Annotated in this window: 21 protein-coding genes and 2 riboswitches; of the genes, 8 read left to right on the forward strand and 13 right to left on the reverse strand. The window is 39.0% G+C overall.

What is annotated here, in order from left to right; translation table 11 throughout:
• The first annotated feature begins 9 nt into the window (after nucleotides 1-9).
• Nucleotides 10-810 carry an MBL fold metallo-hydrolase gene (locus tag I2E21_RS04550; RefSeq protein ID WP_195410564.1) on the forward strand — a complete coding sequence of 267 codons (801 nt, stop codon included), beginning with the start codon at nucleotides 10-12 and terminating at the stop codon, nucleotides 808-810.
• Nucleotides 811-1,093: 283 nt separating this feature from the next.
• Here I2E21_RS04550 and I2E21_RS04555 read toward each other — a convergent pair whose 3' ends face one another.
• Together I2E21_RS04555 and I2E21_RS04560 are read right to left on the reverse strand one after the other, a co-directional pair.
• Nucleotides 1,094-2,392: a tyrosine-type recombinase/integrase gene (locus I2E21_RS04555; RefSeq protein WP_117822224.1), complete on the reverse strand. Its 1,299-nt coding sequence runs from the start codon at nucleotides 2,390-2,392 to the stop codon at nucleotides 1,094-1,096.
• 109 nt (nucleotides 2,393-2,501) lie between these two features.
• A complete protein-coding gene (locus I2E21_RS04560) occupies nucleotides 2,502-3,167 on the reverse strand; it encodes a helix-turn-helix transcriptional regulator (RefSeq protein ID WP_117822225.1) in 666 nt (221 codons plus the stop codon).
• A 183-nt stretch (nucleotides 3,168-3,350) separates the two neighbouring features.
• On the opposite strand from I2E21_RS04560, the gene I2E21_RS04565 reads away from it, so the two are divergent.
• On the forward strand, nucleotides 3,351-3,566 hold the full coding sequence (locus I2E21_RS04565; protein WP_195410613.1) for a helix-turn-helix domain-containing protein: 216 nt from the start codon (nucleotides 3,351-3,353) through the stop codon (nucleotides 3,564-3,566).
• Nucleotides 3,567-3,664: 98 nt separating this feature from the next.
• Here I2E21_RS04565 and I2E21_RS04570 read toward each other — a convergent pair whose 3' ends face one another.
• A complete protein-coding gene (locus I2E21_RS04570; RefSeq protein ID WP_178264973.1) occupies nucleotides 3,665-3,835 on the reverse strand; it encodes a hypothetical protein in 171 nt (56 codons plus the stop codon).
• On the opposite strand from I2E21_RS04570, the gene I2E21_RS04575 reads away from it, so the two are divergent.
• The 3 genes from I2E21_RS04575 to I2E21_RS04585 all read left to right on the forward strand — a co-directional run bounded on the left by I2E21_RS04575 (nucleotide 3,824) and on the right by I2E21_RS04585 (nucleotide 6,784).
• The gene (locus tag I2E21_RS04575) at nucleotides 3,824-5,245 is read left to right on the forward strand and encodes a MobA/MobL family protein (protein ID WP_117822227.1); all 1,422 of its coding nucleotides are present in this window, start codon (nucleotides 3,824-3,826) and stop codon (nucleotides 5,243-5,245) included. The genes I2E21_RS04570 and I2E21_RS04575 overlap by 12 nt on opposite strands.
• 185 nt (nucleotides 5,246-5,430) lie before the next feature.
• Nucleotides 5,431-5,706: an autorepressor SdpR family transcription factor gene (locus tag I2E21_RS04580; RefSeq protein WP_117822228.1), complete on the forward strand. Its 276-nt coding sequence runs from the start codon at nucleotides 5,431-5,433 to the stop codon at nucleotides 5,704-5,706.
• Entirely contained in the window at nucleotides 5,699-6,784 is a 1,086-nt protein-coding gene (locus tag I2E21_RS04585; protein WP_181983873.1) for an SdpI family protein, read from the forward strand. The genes I2E21_RS04580 and I2E21_RS04585 overlap by 8 nt, the downstream gene beginning before the upstream one ends.
• A 109-nt stretch (nucleotides 6,785-6,893) precedes the next feature.
• Here I2E21_RS04585 and I2E21_RS04590 read toward each other — a convergent pair whose 3' ends face one another.
• From I2E21_RS04590 to I2E21_RS04605, 4 genes are all read right to left on the reverse strand, one after another.
• Nucleotides 6,894-7,040 (reverse strand): hypothetical protein, encoded by a 147-nt coding sequence (locus I2E21_RS04590; RefSeq protein ID WP_173826188.1) that lies wholly within the window; start codon nucleotides 7,038-7,040, stop codon nucleotides 6,894-6,896.
• Nucleotides 7,037-7,417 carry a TnpV protein gene (locus I2E21_RS04595; RefSeq protein ID WP_117822230.1) on the reverse strand — a complete coding sequence of 127 codons (381 nt, stop codon included), beginning with the start codon at nucleotides 7,415-7,417 and terminating at the stop codon, nucleotides 7,037-7,039. The genes I2E21_RS04590 and I2E21_RS04595 overlap by 4 nt, the downstream gene beginning before the upstream one ends.
• A gap of 903 nt (nucleotides 7,418-8,320) precedes the next feature.
• Nucleotides 8,321-8,893: a folate family ECF transporter S component gene (locus tag I2E21_RS04600; RefSeq protein WP_186935115.1), complete on the reverse strand. Its 573-nt coding sequence runs from the start codon at nucleotides 8,891-8,893 to the stop codon at nucleotides 8,321-8,323.
• Nucleotides 8,894-8,980: 87 nt separating this feature from the next.
• Nucleotides 8,981-9,077, reverse strand: a riboswitch (THF riboswitch).
• A 47-nt stretch (nucleotides 9,078-9,124) separates the two neighbouring features.
• On the reverse strand, nucleotides 9,125-9,778 hold the full coding sequence (locus I2E21_RS04605; RefSeq protein ID WP_243240593.1) for an ECF transporter S component: 654 nt from the start codon (nucleotides 9,776-9,778) through the stop codon (nucleotides 9,125-9,127).
• 121 nt (nucleotides 9,779-9,899) lie between these two features.
• Nucleotides 9,900-10,021: riboswitch (FMN riboswitch) on the reverse strand.
• Between the two features lie 159 nt (nucleotides 10,022-10,180).
• Here I2E21_RS04605 and I2E21_RS04610 point away from each other — a divergent pair.
• Complete coding sequence (locus tag I2E21_RS04610; RefSeq protein WP_195410565.1) at nucleotides 10,181-10,558, forward strand: hypothetical protein; 378 nt, start codon at nucleotides 10,181-10,183, stop codon at nucleotides 10,556-10,558.
• A 48-nt stretch (nucleotides 10,559-10,606) separates the two neighbouring features.
• On the opposite strand, the gene I2E21_RS04615 is transcribed toward I2E21_RS04610, so the two are convergent.
• Genes I2E21_RS04615 through I2E21_RS04635 form a run of 5 tightly spaced genes read right to left on the reverse strand, consistent with a single transcriptional unit; the run spans nucleotide 10,607 to nucleotide 17,103 of the window.
• Nucleotides 10,607-11,332 carry a DNA alkylation repair protein gene (locus I2E21_RS04615; protein WP_195410566.1) on the reverse strand — a complete coding sequence of 242 codons (726 nt, stop codon included), beginning with the start codon at nucleotides 11,330-11,332 and terminating at the stop codon, nucleotides 10,607-10,609.
• Nucleotides 11,332-12,408 carry a glycosyltransferase family 2 protein gene (locus I2E21_RS04620; RefSeq protein ID WP_195410567.1) on the reverse strand — a complete coding sequence of 359 codons (1,077 nt, stop codon included), beginning with the start codon at nucleotides 12,406-12,408 and terminating at the stop codon, nucleotides 11,332-11,334. Before I2E21_RS04620 ends, I2E21_RS04615 begins: the two co-directional genes overlap by 1 nt.
• 2 nt (nucleotides 12,409-12,410) lie before the next feature.
• A complete protein-coding gene (locus I2E21_RS04625; RefSeq protein ID WP_195410568.1) occupies nucleotides 12,411-13,199 on the reverse strand; it encodes a hypothetical protein in 789 nt (262 codons plus the stop codon).
• Between the two features lie 49 nt (nucleotides 13,200-13,248).
• Nucleotides 13,249-14,625 (reverse strand): Sapep family Mn(2+)-dependent dipeptidase, encoded by a 1,377-nt coding sequence (locus I2E21_RS04630; RefSeq protein WP_195410569.1) that lies wholly within the window; start codon nucleotides 14,623-14,625, stop codon nucleotides 13,249-13,251.
• Nucleotides 14,626-14,646: 21 nt separating this feature from the next.
• Nucleotides 14,647-17,103: a YfhO family protein gene (locus I2E21_RS04635; protein ID WP_195410570.1), complete on the reverse strand. Its 2,457-nt coding sequence runs from the start codon at nucleotides 17,101-17,103 to the stop codon at nucleotides 14,647-14,649.
• A gap of 155 nt (nucleotides 17,104-17,258) precedes the next feature.
• Between I2E21_RS04635 and yfbR the strand changes: the two genes are divergently transcribed.
• Entirely contained in the window at nucleotides 17,259-17,846 is a 588-nt protein-coding gene (yfbR, locus tag I2E21_RS04640) for a 5'-deoxynucleotidase (protein WP_022235068.1), read from the forward strand.
• A 156-nt stretch (nucleotides 17,847-18,002) separates the two neighbouring features.
• On the forward strand, nucleotides 18,003-19,151 hold the full coding sequence (locus I2E21_RS04645; protein ID WP_195410571.1) for an LCP family protein: 1,149 nt from the start codon (nucleotides 18,003-18,005) through the stop codon (nucleotides 19,149-19,151).
• A 168-nt stretch (nucleotides 19,152-19,319) separates the two neighbouring features.
• On the opposite strand, the gene I2E21_RS04650 is transcribed toward I2E21_RS04645, so the two are convergent.
• Nucleotides 19,320-21,035 carry a hypothetical protein gene (locus I2E21_RS04650; protein ID WP_195410572.1) on the reverse strand — a complete coding sequence of 572 codons (1,716 nt, stop codon included), beginning with the start codon at nucleotides 21,033-21,035 and terminating at the stop codon, nucleotides 19,320-19,322.
• Nucleotides 21,036-21,056: the final 21 nt, after the last annotated feature.

Below are 21,056 nucleotides of genomic sequence, written 5' to 3' on the forward strand. Positions count from 1 at the left end.
GGTGATATTTTGAAACTGACAATACTCGGCACAGGGTGTGCAAGCGTAACCGACTGTTACAATACTTGCTTTGTGCTTTCGGATAACGGGCAGAATTTTATGGTTGACGGCGGTGGCGGAAATACGATTTTTAAACAGTTAAAGTCAGCGGGAATCAACTGGAAAAGCATAAGACATATTTTTATTACACACAAGCATATGGACCATTTATTTGGTATAATGTGGTTTGTAAGAATGATTTGCCAGCATATTAACCGCAATACATACGAGGGTGAGGCATATATTTACGGTCATGACGAAGTAATAAAAATCATCGGAGAAATTGCAAATCTGCTTTTACTTAAGCGTGAGCTTGATTTAATAGGAGATAAACTTCATCTTGTAACCGTTGAGGACGGAGAAGAGCTTGATATAATAGGGCATAGGGTGCAGTTCTTTGATGTTGAGTCGGTAAAGACAAAGCAATTCGGATTTACCATGCAGTATGGCAATGGCAAAAAACTCACCTGCTGTGGTGACGAGCCTTTTCATGAATGTGAAAGGGAATATGTGTACGGCAGTGATTGGCTTTTGCACGAGGCTTTTTGTCTGTATTCTCAGGCGGATATTTTTAAGCCGTATGAGAAAAATCATTCTACAGTCGCAGACGCCTGTAAACTTGCGGAAGAATTGAAAATTAAAAACCTTGTTTTGTATCATACGGAGGATAAAAATTTGAGCAACCGAAAATCACTGTATTATGATGAGGGCAAAAAATATTTCAGCGGAAATCTGTATATTCCGAATGACCTTGAAGTGTTTGAGGTTTAATAAAGGGTTGATCACAAAATATATTCTACAACTTTTATTTCAATGAAAGGAGGAATGTAAAGTGAAAAATAAACATATTACAGAAATATTGGCTCCGATAATGACGAGTGTGTTAATTTTTGGAACTATGATTATTGTATGTGGTTGTTTTTTAAATTCCACTTTATCTACTCAACCCTCTGAAAACTCTGTATTTTCAAGGCTTTTCGCCTGTGTAATTCTCAAACCTTATGTATTTTCCCTTGTTTTTGCCCTTATGAGCGAAAACAAGGGAAACTTTTTGTTATTCGCCGCCGACTACCTTATCCAGCAGCCTTGCGGAAGTACGCTTCGCTTCCCTTGTAGCGTGAGCGTAGATATTCATTGTGGTACTGACATCAGCGTGTCCGAGAAGCTCCTGCACATCCTTTGGGGCAGCCCCATTTGAGAGCAGATTGCTTGTGAATGTGTGACGAAGCTGGTGGAAATGGAAGTCCTCCAACCCATCGACCTTTTTCCTTGCCGCCCTGCACATAATCCCTACCGTACTCGGCGATTCAAACGCCCCGTCCGGTCTGAGGCAGACAAAGGATATTTCCTTGTATCCCTCCGGGACTTCTTCCGTTCTCGGCAGACTGTAAACCTCGTAATAAGTACGGTCTTTTTCTTTGACCTCACTGTAATAGTTGAGGCTGTACAACTCTCCGTATCGGAAGCGGTTTTTATGCTGTTCGGCTTTGGCTGTTCTAAGAATTTCTGCCAGTGTGTCGCAGAAGTCCACAGTACGGATTTTCTTTCGCTTGGTCGCTCCGATTTCCGTCTTGTGCCTTGCCCCGTTGTAGCGCATACTGCGGCGTACTGTAAGGTACTGACCTTCAAGGTTAATATCCTGCCAGGTCAAGCCGCAAACCTCGCCGATTCGAAGCCCCGTGTAGTAGGCAATCTGAATGGGCAGCAACGCCGGATTGTCTTTCTTTTTCAGAAAGTCCTCCAGCTTCAGATACTGCTCATGGCTGATTGTGGGGGCGGAAGTCACATTCCCGTCCTCGTCTGAGAACAGTTCGTATTCTTCCTTTTTGCCCCTCCACACTACATACTGCATCGGGTTAAAGGAAATCAGCCTTTTCGGGAACACCGCAAAACGGAACGCCCCTTGCAGGACTGCCGAGAACAATCGCAGATACCCCTTGCTGAGAGCCTTTGCCTGTGTGCCATCGGGATTTGTGCCACCGAAACTGAGAAAGTCGATATATGCCTGTAAATGGTCAGCAGTTACAGTTTTCAGCTTGCGTTCCCCAATCGGGTACTGCTTGATACGGTTTACCGTACCCTGATATGCCATTACTGTACCATTGCTCAGATTGCCGGGCTTCAGTTCTTCTTCCACCCATTGATCCAGCAACGTTCCCACCGTAACATTTTCGGACTTGGCTACGAATTTCTTTTCCTCGTAGTCTTCCATTGCCTTTCGCATAAGGGCTTCTGTTTCAGCCTTGCTTTCAGTGCCGGGAAACTCCTTCTGCACACGGTTTCCGCTTTCATCTTCGATATAGAAGCGGTAGTACCACTTTTTGCCTTTCTTTCTTACAGAACCTTTTGCCATAGATAAAATTTCTCCTTTCTATCCGTGGCAATCGGAACTGTGACATATGGTGTGCGTAAAGTAAATAGTGTCACTTCTGCCGATTGGTTTCAATCGGCTTTTTTAATTGTCAAGGTGCCACGGAATTGTTCTTTTCGGATAGCCTTTTTTCAGCTTCCGTCACTATCTCGAAGAGATCGCCCATCTTTACAGCGGTACGACCTTCATCGTAGATATGTAAAATCCCGTCAAGAAATCGTTTCATATCTTCGATAGGTAATTCCATTTCGTTGCGATAGACCTTTTCGGTAATCGCTCCCGACTCGATAGCGTATCGCATAAGCGATTGCTTCAAGCCTTCATCGTTTGCCACACGGTCAACCTCTGTCATAGCATCGGAAAAGTAGTGGCAAAGCACAGAGTACAAATCAATTATCTTCCCGAGAAATGTAGTGAGCATCTGTTGGTGCGGCTCACCCTTTACGGTAGAGGACACCGTATCAAGATATTTCTTGATGTGCTGCTCAATGTCCTTTTGGCAGAGTGTATAGCTGTCATATTCCTTATCATCAGAAAGACCTGTCAGCCATTCGGGAGTGGTAAGAAGTGCTTCGGCAAGACCGTTGATAATCATTGTTCGCTTCGGATCAACGCCGTCAGCTTCATACCTTTGAATGGTAGACTTGTTCACGCCGATACGCTTGCCAAGTTCCGGCATAGAAAGTTTGAGTTCTATTCTACGCTCTTTAATGCGTTCCCCGACTTGTTTTGGGGTAAACATTGTTTCTTCTTCCAAGGTATTCACCTCCTGTTTGAGTACAGTATAGCACAAACAAGCTCAATTTGCAACCCCTATTTCCGAAAAATATTAAAAATAATCCTTAAAAGGTTGCAAAACAGGTTGACAAGTGATGGCAAAATAAGTATAATGATAATACCAAAGTTGCATTTTGAGTATTTAAGAAAGGAGAACAGCACTATGAACGCAATCAAAATGGGAATGACAATCGAAGAAGCGGCAGAAACCAGCGGCATCGGCAGAAACACAATGCGAAAGTTGGTGGACTGGGGCAAGCTGCCTGTTCTGAAGGTCGGACGTAAAACCATTATCCGCAGGGATACCTTAGAGCGTTTTATGACCGTCAATCAGGGCAGAAAACTACTGTGTCAGGATGATGTCCGTAAGGTAGAGTAAACCGTTCTCAAAGCCCTCGGCGTTTGAGAGCGAAATACACCCCTCGCACAAATCTACGATTTGTTCAAGTGATATTTCGCCCTTGCAGGGAGCCTGTATCACAGCTTGTCGGCATATACCGCCGCTATGATACAGAGAAAATTGCTGCCGCAATTTTCATTGGCTGTCTCGTCAGCACCCGCCGCCAAAACAGCCGCAACCGACAAGTCGGTTGCAAAATGAAAACGCACCTTTACAACACAGAACGGAGATGATTTATGACACGCCACAGCTTTATTCAGATGTCAAAGCTGTATAATGTCAAGGGAAGAATATCGTATATTACAAGCCATGCAAGACAGGAAAACCTCTATGCCACTTACCGCACCGCAGACAATTCCTTTTGGCGAAACCTTGCAAAAGAATGTCAGCAGGAATTTAAGCGAAGCAACTCGCCGGGGAAGTGTATCGAAGCAAGGGAATTGATAATTGCCCTGCCCGAAGTTTACACCACCTATGAGCCGCAACAGGTACTTGAAGATTTCACAGAGGAATTTCGCAGACGGTACAATGTGGAATGTGTATCGGCACTCCACCACAACAAGAGAAAGACCAATTACCACATCCACCTTATATTCAGTGAAAGGCGGCTACTTGCCGAGCCGGATATAAAGATCGCCACCCGAAGCGTATTCTATGATGAAACGGGCAAGCGGGTACGCACCAAGAAAGAGATCACCGATGAAAGCGGCAAAGTCCGTGAGGGCTGTACCGTTATCCCCAAAGGCGGCATATACGAACAGCACCTTTTCACCGTAAAGGATGACCGCTTCAAAAGCGACCCTTTTCTTCGGGAAGTAAAGGAAATCTATACCGCCCTTATCAATCGGCATATCTCAGACCCCGAACAGCACCTAAAGGTGTTCAATCCCGACAGTATCTATCTGCCAACCAAGAAGATTGGCAAGAACAATCCCAAAGCCGCAGAAATTGAAGCAGACAATGCCGCAAGGCAGGAATGGAACAGAACGGCGGATATGGCACTCATATCAGGGATTGAAGAAGCCAAGATACTGGAAATCAAGAAAGATGAGATCCACCAAAAAGCAAGTCAATCCATTAAAGCGAATGGATGGCTGCCAAATCTGTTCCGCAGTATTGTGGGCAAGGCAAAGGAATTTTTGCAGAACCTGATAAGGCAGACGGCACTACCGCCCAAACCGGTACTCAATATGGATATGGCAGAGTTCCGCACAATGCAGAAGCTGATGATACGGGTGCAGGACAGGGCAAGAGAAATCCGCAGCTTGCAGGATGAAGTACCCAAGTTAAAGGCACAGCTTGCCGAAACAAAGGGTATATTCAAGGGCAAGGAGCGAAAGGCGTTGGAAACGCAGATACAGCAGAGGGAAGAAAAAATCTCCGCTATGCTTGAAACAATACCCGATATTCTGAAAGATGACGGTTATCCCGACGTGCAAGCATTTATGGCAACCTACTGCAAGGCAGAAGTCATAGTTAATAACTACAACCGAGAGCTTGCAGAATGGGAACGCAAGGTCAAAGAAAAAAGCAGACCCGCCGAAAAAGAACGGTATGCACCGCCAGAAAAGCAAAGTGTCCGTGACCAGCTAAGACGGTTGCAGGCAGAGGGCAGACAGACCAAACCCAAGCATCGATCCCACGACAGAGAAAGATAGCTTTAACACCGAAAACAACACCGCAGGGCAGTTTCCCTGCCTTGCGGGATTACATATTACGGGCGGCAAAGAGAAAGCCGCCCCTTTCAATTTGTATGAAAATCTTAGCGAACCTATTGACAATTATAGTCTCTATGCGTATAATATAATTAACAATTTGGTTAAATGTTAAGGGAGGGTGTCAAATGGGACTGCAACAGACATTAAAAGCTCTTGCTGACCCAATTCGCCGTGAAATACTAAATATGCTGAAAAAGGGGCGAATGTCTGCGGGAGAGATTACCAACCATTTCTCTGTAACAGCACCTTCGATTTCAAGACATCTATCGGTGTTGAAGGATGCTGACTTAATCAGAGATACAAGAGAAGGAAAGTTCATTTTCTATGAAATCAACACCTCTGTTTTGGAGGAAACTATGCTATGGATTGCAGATTTGAAAGGGGATAATGATAATGCTTAAAAAGAACAAGATTAAGGTTATAATATCGTCAATTATTATTTTACTTCCGGCTTTATTCGGGATCATTATGTGGAATGATTTGCCTGACATTATTACAACCCATTGGGGAGCTGACGGCAATGCGGACGGATTAAGCGGAAAGGTCTTTGCTGTCTTTGGTACACCTATCATACTTTTGATTTTCCATTTTGTTTGTTTGCTTTTTACTTCATTGGATAAAAAACAAAAAGATCAAAATCAAAAAGCATTGGGAATGGTTTTTTGGATTCTTCCGATTATATCCCTTTTCGCAAACGGAATAATGTATCGTGCAGCTTTTGGCAAAGAATTTGATTTAGCATTTTTTATGCCGGCTATGCTCGGAGTAATGTTCATCTTTATAGGCAATTACTTACCCAAAGTTAAACAAAACAGAACGCTGGGTATCAAGATTTCTTGGGCGTTGAATAACGAGGAGAATTGGAATAAAACGCATAGATTTGGCGGTAAGGTCTGGGTAGTTGGAGGACTTATTTTATTGCTCTCCATTTTTCTTCCTCTAAAAGTGATGGTATGGGTTGTAGTATGTGTGATTGCTGCTTTGGCGATTATTCCTATAGTTTACTCTTATTTCATTTACAAACAGCATCAAAAGGAAGGAATTGTATATGCTGAAGCGCCCAAAAGCGGTGCGGAAAAAATTGCGCTTAGAATAACCGCAGTTATAGTACCCATCATTTTATTAGGTGTTGCTCTTTTAATGTTTACTGGTAACATCGAGGTAAAGTGCGAAGATACAGCATTAACGATCAATGCAACCTATTGGACAGACCTGGAGATCGATTATTCCGAAATTGAGACCATTGAATACCGTAAGAATTTAGATGTAGGAGTGCGAACAAGCGGTTTTGGTTCTCCCAAACTATCTATGGGCATTTTCCAAAATGATGAATTTGGATCATACACCTTATATTCCTATACAGGTGCTAAAGAGCATATTATCTTGACTTCCGGCGAGAAAACTCTTGTCATTGGAATGAGCGATCCAAAAGAAACACAGGCAATTTATGATGCGATGTTAGAGAAAGTAGACAAGTAACGAAAATGGGATGAAAAGCCATATTTCAAGCTATTTTCTGACCGCAAAAACAGAGGGGTAAGGTGTTTGTACCTTACCCCTCGATTTTGTGTATTTTGGCGTTACAGTCTCATTTTGCGAACTTTATCATAACCTCGTCAACGGCATCCGTATATCTGCCTTGTGCTATCAGTCTGTTGCGGAAAGCAAGCAAAGCATTGAAGATATACCGCCGCTCCTCTGCTGTGAGGTAAAGGTAATACTTCCGTTTTCTCATACGAAGATCACCTCGGCATTGACAGTTTCCGTAACCGCAGACCGCAGATTGCTCATTCTGCCAACCCATTCCATTTGGTTGTCTGCTTTCAGTTTTTCGGTAATGCCCTCACGCTCTGCCCGTTGTTTCATAAGATGGTCAAACAGTTCCTGTGCCTGTTCTTCAACATCGGCAAGGTGGGATTGCAGTTTGCCGCTTGTCAACAGCTTGATGTAGAACACTTTTCTATGCTCACGGATATACCGCAAATGCCGCTGTCCCCATACTCCGATATGCCTTTCTTCTTTTTCGGCAGGTAATACCAAACAGGGGATGTAATAATCTCCCTGTAATTCATACCATAAGCCGTTGCTGTTATCGTAAATGTACTTGTCCATTATAAAATCCTCCAGTATAATATATTCGCACATATGTCACAGTTTCCTGATTACCACATTTTGTTATATTGTGTTACGAGTTTTTTCTTCCCTTGATTTTTCCCTTATGAGGTCACGAGGGAAGCATAAACAATAGTGAAATCGTATAAAGGGATAAGGCGAGCACACAGCGAAAAATCCTTTATTTCCAAGGCTTTTGGAGGATTTTATTGATAACCTATAACCTCTGTTAAGAGGTCATAATTTATAGAAATTCAAATTCTGATTTTGCATTTGCAGAATATACATATTGCTTATTTATGTCAATTTTTTATTTTCCACTTTTTTTATTGACTATTTTTGGTTTTGAAATAAGTGCATTAAGTGTTTTAATAACCATTCTGATTTTAGCAATGTTTTTTGTTTGTCTATATTTAGCTTGGAGTGCGTACATGAAACCCAGTAAGATGAAATATGGAATATTAATTCTATTGCTTGTAATTGACATTGTCGGCTCTTTTTGTGTTTTTATGTTTAGCTTTATTATAGGTTTAATCAATGTCTGTTTTAAGATAGCCTTAATACTATGCTATGCAAAAAATATAAAATTGTATGACGAAGATATGTACGATTATGCCAATTAACAAACTCTGACAGCTAAACGGTTATTGAAATATTGATGAGATTTTGTGGTCAATCCTAAACATCAAGCCGCTTGGCTATCAAGAATTTGTTATAGTTAAAGCATTTGTGGGCATTGCTCACACCCACAACCTTTTACTTTTGGACTGAAAGTTTAGCTTTTGCTTTACTTTGTTGCCAGACCAAAAGTGTGCTAAAACATTATTTATAATGTTACCTCAACATTTAGAATAAAACAAAAAATAACGGCTGCTGCAAATTTTGCAACAGCCGATTTTGTTATCAGTTAGCTTTTTGTGGGAGTTTTACTCGTGACATTATCTTACCGCAGGCAAGAATAAGTAAAATTTCAGGAATACATTTAACAGCCTGACTGATAAGTCTTGCTGAAAGGTAAATGAAATATGACTTGCCCGAAGAAGTGCCATACAAGAAGAAGAGCCAATATGCGATAAGGAAGATTTCAACAGCAATGCAGTTGATAACCCAAGCAATGACTACCTTTGGAACAGTTACTTCATTCTTATAGAGAAATAAACCGTAAATAAGGCCTGTGAGAATACCGTTAATTGTAAAACCGGGGAAGTAAGCACCGCCTGTCGGATTCATAATGAATGAAAGAACATCACCAAGCATACCGACAATCATAGCAGGTACAGGGCCAAACATCGAGCCTGTAATTGCTATCGGCAAAAATGCACCGCTTAATTTTACATTGTTGCCAAAGAAAGGCAAGGTGCTGTTGCCGATGAATCCGAGGATGATTCTAAGAGCAAGCAACATTGCAATCATGGCTAGTGACTTAACTGACTTTAGTTCTGTAAAAGAATTATAGAACTTTTTAGAAATTGACATATATTTTCCTCCTAAAGATTTTTTCGGTGTTGCTTTAGGAGAAAAATAAAAGCGGACAGAAATTCTGCCCGCTATCAGTCCCAAAGTAACAGCGGGATGCGAAACTTGTACCGCAGGATACCCTTTCGTTTTTGTGGCAACTCCCCGTCCACAAAACACTTTACGCACAAATTTCTACTCTGTTAAGCAAAAATGCTTACGAATTACATTATATCACTATGTCGAAAAAAGTCAAGCCTTTTCAGCTTTTGAATTACGCTTTTTTGTAAAAGCCGTATTCATACGAACAATCATATTTGAAAGCGGCTTGTAAATAATCATAGCTATAACTGCATCAACTATACCTTTAAATAAGGTAAAAGGCACATTAAAGATGATTAAAGATTTGAGCAATGTGTCTGAAGACGGAAGAAGTAATTTGTACATATTTACAATTACATTCATATCACCGCCTGCCCATAACTCGGCATAAACAGGATAAACTATAAAGTAGTTTGTAACTACGCTTAATACAGCCATTGCAAATGCACCTGCTACGCAACCGATTAAAGCGCCTTTTTTAGTTTTGTTATACTGATAAATAATGCCTGCAACAAATACAAAAATAGCACCGAGTATAAAGTTTGAAAATTCACCGACAAACATTGAACTTGATACAGGTAAATGAATAAGATTTTTAAGCAGGCAAATAATTATGCCGTACTGCGGGCCCAACACAAATGCGCCGATGAGTTCGGGCAGATCCGAAAAATCAAGCTTTAAGAATGACGGTACAAGCGGAATAGGAACTTCAATGTACTGAAGTGCAATGGCAACGGCAGTTAAAAGTGCCGTTACGGTGATTTTGGTAGTCATAATTTTTTGACTGTTTTGTGCTGTTCTCATAGAACACACTCCTTAGAAATAAATTCAGATGTCCCGAGAAAATAAAAATCCCCGCTACTGCGTAACGGGGAAATTTTCTGCACAAAAGGTTCAACAAAGCCAAAGGCAATGTTGATTGTTTGCGTTTCTTCTTTCATCCGGACTATACCGTCGGTGTCTGAATTTCACAGACTCGGCAAGCAAATTGCTTGTTCGTGGACTTTTACCACCGGTGGAGAATTTCACTCCGCCCCGAAGACAACTGTTAATTATATTATAATCCTTATGTTTGATTTGTCAATATGAGATAAGATTTGTTTATGTAATGCACAATTTTTGAAACAAACATTTATTATATTGATTTATATTGACAATGAATTATTTATACCTTAAAATAAAATTAACATATTGTGAGGTGAGTGTATGAAAAAAATTCTGATTTTTTTAATTTCAACTCTTATTTTACTTGTCGGCTGTCAGAGTAACAAGGTTAATAATGATGTATATTTTGATAAAATTGCAAGTATTTCTTGGCTAAAACCTGATGAAAATGAAGTCAATTTTAATAAAGAAGATTCAGAGAAAATACTTGATATTCTCTCTAAAGCCGAGTTGTCATCGGATAACGAAGAAAGGGACGGCGGGTTATGGCTTAAGGCATATACTGATGATAACGAAAAATACAGTATTACGATATGCGGTTATAAAAATATCAGTTTTAGTTTTGATTCGGAGCACAAGTACAAAATATCCGAAAGCGATTACGATACTATAAACAATTTAATAGATTTATACAGGTAATATTAAAGCCAATTAATCAATATGCGATTAATTGGCTTTTGTTATTAATTATTTATGCCTTTTAAGAGTTCTTAAAAACTTTTTATCATCATCTGTAACCCGTCTGCTTTCAATGCACTTTTGAATAGCTTTATTAAAAGTAGCGTCATTAAGGTTATTGTTCAGAAAATATTTATGAGTTTTTTCTTTTTGCTTTGCATATGCTGTTGCAAGCATCCATGCTTGCGCCATTAAAATATAATATTTATCACTGTTTACGCTGTCACAACGAGCAAGCACATCGTCTATAAATTCACTCTCAAGGTAATAATTAAGCATAATTACAAATGCAAAGCGAATGTACCACTCATTTTTGATTTCTAAGTAATTTGAAAGGAAGTCAAAAAATTCCTTTTTATATTTATTGACTTCCTTAAGTCCCGCACAAAAGCTGTCACAAACTGCCCAATTATTTATTTTGGGGACAAAAGCATTTACAAGAGAAACAAAATCGTCAAAACTTTCGGTTTTTATCAGTCCCATAACAAGGGCGGAGATAATACGCTGCTCATAATATTCTGTTTGAGAAATATCAAGAAATTCCCGTGCATTGCCTTTTGAAATCTCTTTTGCAATTTTGCGCATTATCGGCATACGAATTCCAATAATGCTGTTGCTTTCGGTATCGGGAACAAGCGAAGAATGAAAATCTCTGTATTTTAAATCTGCATTGCTCTTAAGGTACTCGGTAAGATTATCGTAGTCATCCGCTGACCAACTGTCGAGTGTAAACATCAGCGTTCCTCCGGTTTCAGGGTATTCTGAATTACCTTGCGTCTTACCTTTTCAATCTTTTCTTTTGCATTACTGTTTTTTATGCTTTTCTGCCATGACGGAATCTGAATTAAGCCGACTATTGTGCCAATTCCGTATGCAATATGGAGCATAGGGAAGATGAACGGCAAAAGTACAAACTGCGGCTGAACATTTTTCATTGTACAGCAACCGACTGTATTTACAATGTCAAACATTCCGTAAATTGCAAGCAAAACATATAAAAACAGCGGAAGTCCGATAAATGCGAGGATAGAACAGAACAGCAATGCCATTACGAAAAGAAACGGAGCAAAATGAAAATAGGAAAGACAACCCGGACATTCCGATAGGGTAAGTCCTATCCACCTGCCGTTTGAATATTTTTGATGAACCATATATTTAAGGTTGTTTCTTGCGTGCTGATATGACACAATGTCAGGGCAACAGCACATCTTATAGCCTGCTTTTCTTATGCGGTAGTGAAACTCATTATCCTCTGTTCTTCCGAGATTTTCGTTAAAACCGCCGACTTTTGCGATTACTTCTCGTCTGTAAGCAGCGTGAAAAAGGCTGTCGAGGTATTCTTTTTGTGCAGACGGTCTGCGATATGAGGCTACCGAACTGCCGAAAAGCGAGTCTTCGGCAGCAAGTAAAGTGAGTTTCCATGAAGAGATGTCGGATGTAATGTTTGGTCTGCCGCCGCCGACTACATTCTCACCGTCTTCAAGATTCATAATATTTCGTGATACAAAATCTTTTGGAATACGGGCATGGGCGTCAACTCTTATTATTACATCGCCACGGGCAGTCATCAAAGCGGCATTCCATGAACTCGCCTGATTTTTTTTCATACACTGTACAATGGAAATATTGCGGAATCCGTAACCGGTTTCTTTGAATTTTTCCATCATTTCATAGGTTTTGTCGGTGGACATACTGTCAACAAATACAACCTCTATTTTGTTGTGAGGATAGTCCTGTAAAGAAATATCCTTAAAAAGTCCGCTAAGAGCGTCCGCCTCGTTGTAGGCTATCATACACAGAGAAACTATCATAGTTAATTCCTGCCTTTTTCAATTGATATAAGCCACTTTGCAGAGGTAGCAAAGGAAGTTGAAATATAAGGTAATACATAAAATGCCGGAACCACAAAAAAGCAAAGTGCAATCCAGCCGGCAAAACCGAAATACAATTTCATTGTGTTGCCAAAGTTTTTAACAAACATTTTTACGCCTTTGCCAAAGCAACAAAATACATTTGAATTTGAATCGTCAATAAATAAAAACATAGCATAATTTATGAAGAACAAATAAACAAATGAAATCAAAAGTACCGATACAGCGCCGAATACAATATTTAATACGGCAGTTATAAGCGTAGTAAGAGCGGTATTGCTTGTTTTAAGCGAATCTGTAATCATAGTTACAAGGTAACCGAAGTCAAATGCGAAAAACGCCAAAGACAGAATTACAACAAAAATAAGATTAAGCAAGATAGTCTTAAAATACAATTTAGGTGATTTAAAAAAGCTGAATATTTCCCAAAAGCTCGGTATTTCATTGTGAGCAACAGTATAAACAGATTTAAAAAATCCGTTTATAAGAGGTGTTAAAAAGAACATTACAACCAAATCTATTATGCTTATAAGAGTAAAAGTAAATTCTTTTCCCGATTTTGCCATACCTGTGGCAGTATCAAGTGACTTTGTAATTAACTGAACTATACTTCCCATACTGTATATTGCAATCATTACGGCAGATATTGTAAGAACCATTGCAATCAAAATTATCCATGAGCCTTTTAAGGAGGTCAGCGCCTGATTTTTTATAAGTTTTTCTTTATTCATAAAAAAATCCTTTGTTAATTAAAGTGTGTCTATACAACAATATAATTTATTAATTTTCGTTGTCAGAAATACCGCAGTACATTCTGTACATTGCCTCAAGGCAGATTTGTGCGTGGGTAAAGAATTTTTCTTTATCAATGCTTTCGTCTGCATTGTGCATATTAACCTCATCATCTTTAAAAGCAGGGCCAAATGCAAGACCTTTACCGCCGAGTTTTCTTGCGTAAGTTCCGCCGCCTGTGGTGTAAAGTTCGGGTTCTTCGCCTGTTACTGCTTTATATGTGCCCGAAAGGAGCTTAACAAGCTCACTGTCCTTTTCAATGTAAAGAGGTTTTTCGTGGTTAAGTACCTTAACATCTAATTTATTATGTTTAGCTGCATATCTGAACTGTCTGTAAACACTGCCGCCTGTAATTGAAACAGGATAGCGAATGTCGAATGCGGCTCTTGCCTCATTGCCCTCAATATGAATATAACCGAGGTTTACGGTAAGGTCACCGGAAATACTGCAATGAGTTTTAAGTCCGAGGGAACAACCGTCGGTTTCGTTTCCGAGGGCAATATCAATAAAGTCACAAATCGTACCGATTTCGGTTGATGTATATGCCTTTGCAAGAAGTTCAACAAGCGCTGCTGCGGCATTAAATCCTTTATGCGGTTCGCAGGCATGAGCGGCTTTACCGCGGCTGATTACCATAAGACCGTCAATTGTTGAGTTAAATTCAAAATTACCCTCTGTCTTTTTTGAAAGTTCAAGAAGATTTTGCTCATCATAGTTTGAAGAATCAAGCAATGCATAGGCAATATCGGGTACGGCGTTTATTGCTTTTCCCGAATGTAGCTGTGAAAGTACGGTTGCGAGGTTTCCTTTTGTGCTTACTTCAATCTGTAAAATACCTTTTTCGGCATAGCAAATACCGTAATCGCTGTCGGGAGTGAAAGAAAGGTCGGGAACAGGCATTTTTTCAAAATAGCCGTCAATATCTTCCATACCGCATTCTTCGCTTGTACCGTAAATGGCACGGAGAGTATTTACACCGTCAATACCCTCTTCTTTTAAAGCTCTAAGACAGTACAATGTAACGAGTGCGGCACCTTTGTCATCGGCTATTCCTCTGCCGTAAAGTCTGCCGTCATTTTCTGTGAGAGAATAGGGGAGTACGCTCCAATTATTGCCTGCGGGTACAACATCAAGATGGCTTAAAATACCGCAAAGTTTACCCTTGCTGCCAAGCTGAATGTGCATACTTTCATCGGTAACCTGTTCGCCTGTAAGACCAAAGTCATTTGCTCTCTTGAGCATAAAATTTATTGCATTCTGACATTCTTCTGGCTTTTCGTTTGCAACCGATTCAAAGCCTATGAGCGTGTTGAGATCTGCAAGAAGTTCGTCTTTGTATTTTAATATTTTGTCACCAAACATCATTTTAAAATCCTCCGAATGTAATTATTTCCTCTTTTTTATTAATCTGAATATAATTATTGATAAAATGTAAACAGCAAATGCTGCGGCTGAAAGTACAGAAATAAGAATACCTGTGGAAAGTCCCGGAGTTTCGTAAACAAACTCAATACTGCATTTTGTATTTTCGGGAATATAAACAGCCATAAGTCCGTTATTTACTTTTTCTATATCTGTTTTGTTACCGTTTACATATGCCGTAAAACCGTCACTGTAAGGAACGCTGAAGAAAAGTAAATTTTCGTTGCCGTCCGTATTATCAAACTCGGCAGTAAAGCCGTTATTAGTGTATTTAAATTCCGAACAAGAATTATCGGCGTGGCTTTTACAAATCTTTGTATAGGTGTCTTTATCGTAAGAATAATCGTTAACCTTACTTGTAAATTTTTCGGGTGTTTTACTGTACAAATATTTATAATCTTTATCGGAATATCCTGTAACAGAGGCATATTTTTGCATCTGCTCACGGCTTAAAACCATTGAGTACAGAATAGCCTCGGTTTTGTGAGAATTTGTAATAAGGTCAAATTCTTCGTTTGTAATGAAAGAATCATAGGTAAAGCCCATCGGAATGTAGCAGGTGTTTTCGTAAATTCTGAAACCGTTTTCCGCTTTTAAGAATTTCCAGTAAGGCATTTTTGTTTTGCCGTCTTTTTCTGTAAATGACTTTGAAATATCGGCATCGTCACCCATATAATCAAAAAGATATTTACAGCTTAATAAAGAGCGTATGCCGTACATATTTGTTTCGGGGCGTGAGGCAACATCTCTGGTCATTCCGAGAGAATCGTAGAACTCCATAATTGAAGGTGAAACCGAACTTTGGAAACAATTGATGGATTTAATCCGCCAAAACATTGCCGTGTTATCGGGACATTCGTAAAAATCACTTCTTACGCTGTCATCGTCAAGGTCTTCGATATGAATAGTGTCACGCTTGTTTATTATATTTTCTTTTATCGGCTTTATGGTAGAACTGTATGCGGTTCCCGAGCCGATAATAAATCCGCTTGTGAGCAGAATTGTAAAGCAAAGTGTGACGGTTGTTGTAATATAAAATGCTTTTGTATGGAAACCGAATTTTTTAAATATAAGCACAAATCCTAAAATGCAAACAACTGCAATGAGTGCGTATATCCAAAATCTTCGTGTGTCGCCCGCAATGCCGATTGACCATTCATCTGTTTCGACATCGTTTGTAGTAACGGTGGTAATTTTGGGCATAAATCCTATAAGAACCGTCATAGCAAGGGTGATTCCCGTTGACCATCTTACAGCCCTGCCCCAATCGGACTGATGACTTTCAAATGCACGGATTGTGGCAAGCGTGAGCATCAGTACAAGCATATAGTACCATCTTGCATAGTAAATTGAGCTGTTGAGCATTTGGAAAGCGGAGTTTAAAACAGGGACAAATGCCATAATTATAAGCAGACTGATTATTTTCTTTATCCAGTCACGCTTTTTTAATTGCAGATAAGCAATTGCTCCCGTCATACCGACAAGCGGCAGCCAACCTGCGACAGAAGCCCATTTACAGTTTGAATCGGGCGTAAATGTCGGGAATGCAGGCATATCGGCAGGGAAGAAAAAGCTTGCAATCGACAGCCAGTACCGTTGCGGACTGCTGTGAACAAGTGCGTCCCAACCGTTTGGCAGAGTGTTGAGTCGAGGATTGCCCATAATGCCGAGAACCGACGGCAAAAGTATGAAAGCAGACGCAAGAAAACCTGTTAAAACCTCTACCGCAAGAAGTAAAAATTCTTTTATAGAAAATTTATATGTTTTTGTAAACACAAGCATAAGGAAGTAGATAATCACAAACAGAACTTGTCCCGTAAAGAAGTAGTAATTAACTACGCAGGCGCAGAACACTGCCGGAGCAAAAATGCCACGCTTTTTATCAAATAAAAATGAATCCAATGCCGCAAGCAGTAACGGAAACATTATCATAGGTTCATGAAAATGGAAAAAGAATATATTATAAATCGAAAAACCCGAGAATGCATACAGAAGTCCGCCGATAACGGCAAATTGCCCGTGGCGTACATATCTTTTCAAATAAAGATATGCCGAAAGCGAGGCGAGCGATAATTTCAGAATTAACAACGGGCCTATAAGATAGGGAACAGCCTCACTCGGAAACGGAATTGTCAGCCAAAAGAACGGACTGCCCAACAGATAAAAGCTGTAACTTGAAATTAAATCGGAACCTAAGTCCGTAGTTGTATTCCACCCGAGATTACCGCTTTTTATCGCATCGTGTACCATTTGGTAAAACGGAATTTCCTGTACATTAAAGTCGCCGTAGTAATAAAACACTCCGCCGTCAAAAATAATAAACGGAATAATAAGCACACAGGCAGTTACCAAAGCTATCAAAAAAGCCTGTAATCCAAAGTGATGATTTTTATTTGTGTGTCTTTCAAGTTGCCTGCCCATATTATCCTCCATAAAGGGTTAATATTAAAATCAAAATTCTTTACAAAGCCTTTAAATACGGCTATAATTATATTAAAATTTATACTTAATATTTATTATACCACATTGTATGGCAATTTGCACTATATTTTTGGAAAAAACAGGAGAAAACAGCTATGGAACAGTCGAATTTTTATGCTATGATGTCAAGAATGAAATACATAAATCGCTGGGGACTTATGAATAATACAAAATATGAGAATTTAAGCGAGCACAGTTTGCAGGTTGCAATGATTGCGCACTGTCTTGTGCTTATTCATAACAAAAAATTCGGCGGTAATTTGAATGCTGAAAGAGCAAGTATTCTTGCGATTTTCCACGATACCACAGAAATTATTACAGGAGATATGCCGACACCGATAAAGTATTTTAACAATACAATAAAAGATGCATACAAAGAAATTGAAAATGCCGCCGCCGACAGACTTTGCTCACTTTTGCCCGAAGATTTCAGAAAAGATATGGAAGAAATTATAAAACAAAGTGGTAAAGATGACCTAAAACTCAAAAGGTTTGTTAAGGCAGCCGACCGATTTTCTGCTCTTATAAAGTGCATAGAAGAACTGCGTATGGGAAACGAAGAATTCAGAGAGGCTAAAAACGGCATAGAAAAATCAATTTCCGATATGAATATGCCTGAAGCAGATGTGTTTACAAATGAGTTTTTACCTGCATTTTCACTTTCTCTTGACGAAATGCAGTAAAAAAACCTCTGATATTTACATAATTTTACAAAATTATAAAATATCAGACATAAAATTCTTATTTAGAATTAATTATTGTGCTTATATGGTATAATTATTAAATTAGTTATGCTCGGATTGTAACATAATTAAATCTTTGTTTTTCGGAGGAATGTTATGGCAAATCACGATAACGATAACGAAATAAAAGAAGGTTTTGTCGATATAAGCTCTAATAAGCAGGTAAATAAAATTTACAAAAAGAGGGGCAGAGCAATCAGAATAACATCAATTGTTCTTTCAATTCTTTTGCTTATCGGCGGCAGCGGACTTCTTTATTATTATTCGGTTCTTAATTCGCTTAAGTTTGTTGATATTTCGGATAATAATTCAACGAAAGCCACTTCAAGTACATTGCCTACATCTGACGGTACTTTCAGCAAGTCGCAGCTTAGCAATGATGAATTGCTTGAAGATTCAAAAGTCCTTAATGTTATGCTGTTCGGTGAGGATAATGCAAAGGGAGAGAAATTCGGCCGAAGCGACTCAATGATTATGTTGTCTATTGACAACCGTCACAAAAAGCTTAAGATGACTTCTTTCCAGCGTGACAGTTATGTATATGTTGACGGTTACGGTTATGACAAACTTACAAATGCCTATGCTTACGGCGGTCCGAAACTTACAATTCAGACTATTGAATCAAACTTCGGCGTAAAGGTTGACCGTTATGCGGTTGTTGACTATGCAAGTTTTATTGATATTATTGATGTTCTCGGCGGTATTGACCTTGAGCTTACTCAGGACGAGATTGATTACATCAACTATCAGCTTTACAAGAACAAGCAGTCGGATACCCGTACAACAATAACTGACGCACCGGGCAAGGTTCACCTTACAGGTCAGCAGGCTCTTTGGTATGCAAGAAACAGAGGTCTTGATTCTTCCGAAGAAGGAATCGGTATTGCCGGTGATGACTGGGACAGAACATCCCGTCAGCGTAAGTTACTTGAAACAATGTTCAACGATATGAAAGGCGCTGACTTAACTCAAATAATTTCAATCGTAGGCAAGGTTGGTCCTCTTGTTACAACAAACCTCAAGAAAGATGAAATTACAGCGCTTGTATCACATTCAATGACATACCTCACATATTCGGTTGAACAATACACAGTACCTGAAGAAGGTCAGTGGTATTATATGAACGATACTCCGGTAGGTTCGGTAATTGCATTCTCGGATCTTGAAACCCAGAGAAAACTTTTTGCGGAGTTTATTTATGAGGAGCTTATAACAGGAAATACACCCTCAACAAGTTCAAATTAATATCTAACATAGGTGCTGCATCCTAAACGGGTGCGGCACTTTTTAATTTATAGATTTAAGTTTACATATCTGTCCGGGAGAAATCTACTAAGCAAAGCACTTGCGTATTCATTGCACTGTACAAAAAACGCTTTAGCAACAATTAAGCTTGCTAAAGCGTTTTCTTTATTAAACTACCGAATAAATTTTGTAACCGTCAATTTCGGTTTCAAGTTTATAGAAATAACTTTTGTTTTCTTCTGTCGAGTAATATTTCTTTAAGTAGTTTTCTTTTTTATAGGTGATGTAGTTGTCAATAACATAAACATTTTTTATACTTATAGCCGCCCGGTACACACTGTCTGCTCCCTTTTTGTTGAGCACCGAATTATGATGCATATATCCAAAGCTGTCAACATTGCTCAAATATGAGGATTTAAAGCCCCACATAGGATGGACATAGTTTGTTGAATATTTTGTGTATTCAATTGCAGTCTTTGTATCAAGTATATAGAATCTTTCGGGATGTCTTTCAACCTCAACATACAGTCTGCTCGGTCGGCTTTTGGTATCTATGTTGTTGTGCAGGTGTGACTGATAAACAAGGCAGTTTACAAGCAACAGTGTTACAACAAGCATAGCCGATACAAAGAAAGTTCCTTTTCTTGCGGCTTTCAGCATTGCATTACAACCGTCTTTAAACGCTGTAAAATCTATGCTGTACAAAAGTACGCAATAAGCCATTATCCACGAAATATATACAGTGTAATAGTAACTGTTGAACAAATATCTCAGTAAAGAGTTTGAAACAATGAGCTGTAAAGTTATCAGGATAGGGAAGAACATATGAGTTTTCTTGTGAAAAACAAGGAACAGTGTAACGAATATAATGTAGATTATGATAAGCATGGCGTCATTATCAAACGAGGCAAGACTTACTCCGCTTGATGAAAGGAAATCCACAAAGCTGTCCCAAATTGTAATAAGATTGTTGTTCTGCTTTTGCAGTGAATCAACAAGTTTTAACGCATCAAGATTAATCGGTGTGCTTTCATCGTAATAACCGTCTTTGAGAAGTTCGTACTCTGTTTTTGTTATTCCCGCATTGCTAAAAGCCTCTTTGTTCTTGCTGTAATCGGGATAAGGAAAATTAGCGATTTTCTCTGTCAGTTGATGGTATTCATAGTTGCCTTTTAAAGTATCGTTTTGAGTATTGACCGCTACGGAGTAGTTATGCAGAGCAAAAGTCAAAACCGTAATAAGAACGAATAAAATGAGAAAAGGTCTGAAATACCACATAAACTTATGAAATTTGATTTTATATTTACCTTTTGCAATAAGGTCGGCAATAAGATAAACAATCGCAAACGCCAATGCAACAAAGAAAAGTTCAAAGCAGTAGAACGAGCCAATCAAAATTTCAATTGCGCCAAGCAGGCACATAAATCTGTATCTTTTTCGTCTGATTGCATTAAACATAAGCAGAAAACCCGCAGTAAGCATAATAGCGGATGTCTTTTGACTTGCTATGTCTGCATAGTGGTTAAGTGCAAATAAAATGTTTAAAAATACAGAAAATACAACTCCTATTTTGTATCCGAATTTATCGGTCAGAGCATAGGTGATGGATGAAAAGGCAAGCCAGCCGAATATTACCTGTGCAAATACAAAAATATTGATTGTGGAAAAAATATATTGAATACTGCTTACAGCAAATGCGAGTAAGTAGTTGACTGTATTGTTGTACGGTATGTGATAATGTGAAATAAGCAGAGAATTTTCATAGTCTTTGTAAGAGTCGTATGAAAACGAAGAAACATATATGCAAAAAACCATTATCAAAGCATTTACTGCAAAGGAAACAAATAATTTATTTTTAAATAATTTAATAAAAAATTTTTTCATAAATGATTTATCCTTTTAATG

Source organism: Ruminococcus sp. BSD2780120874_150323_B10 (assembly GCF_015553695.1).
In the GTDB taxonomy this organism is placed as follows: Bacteria; Bacillota; Clostridia; order Oscillospirales; family Acutalibacteraceae; genus Ruminococcoides; species Ruminococcoides intestinale_A.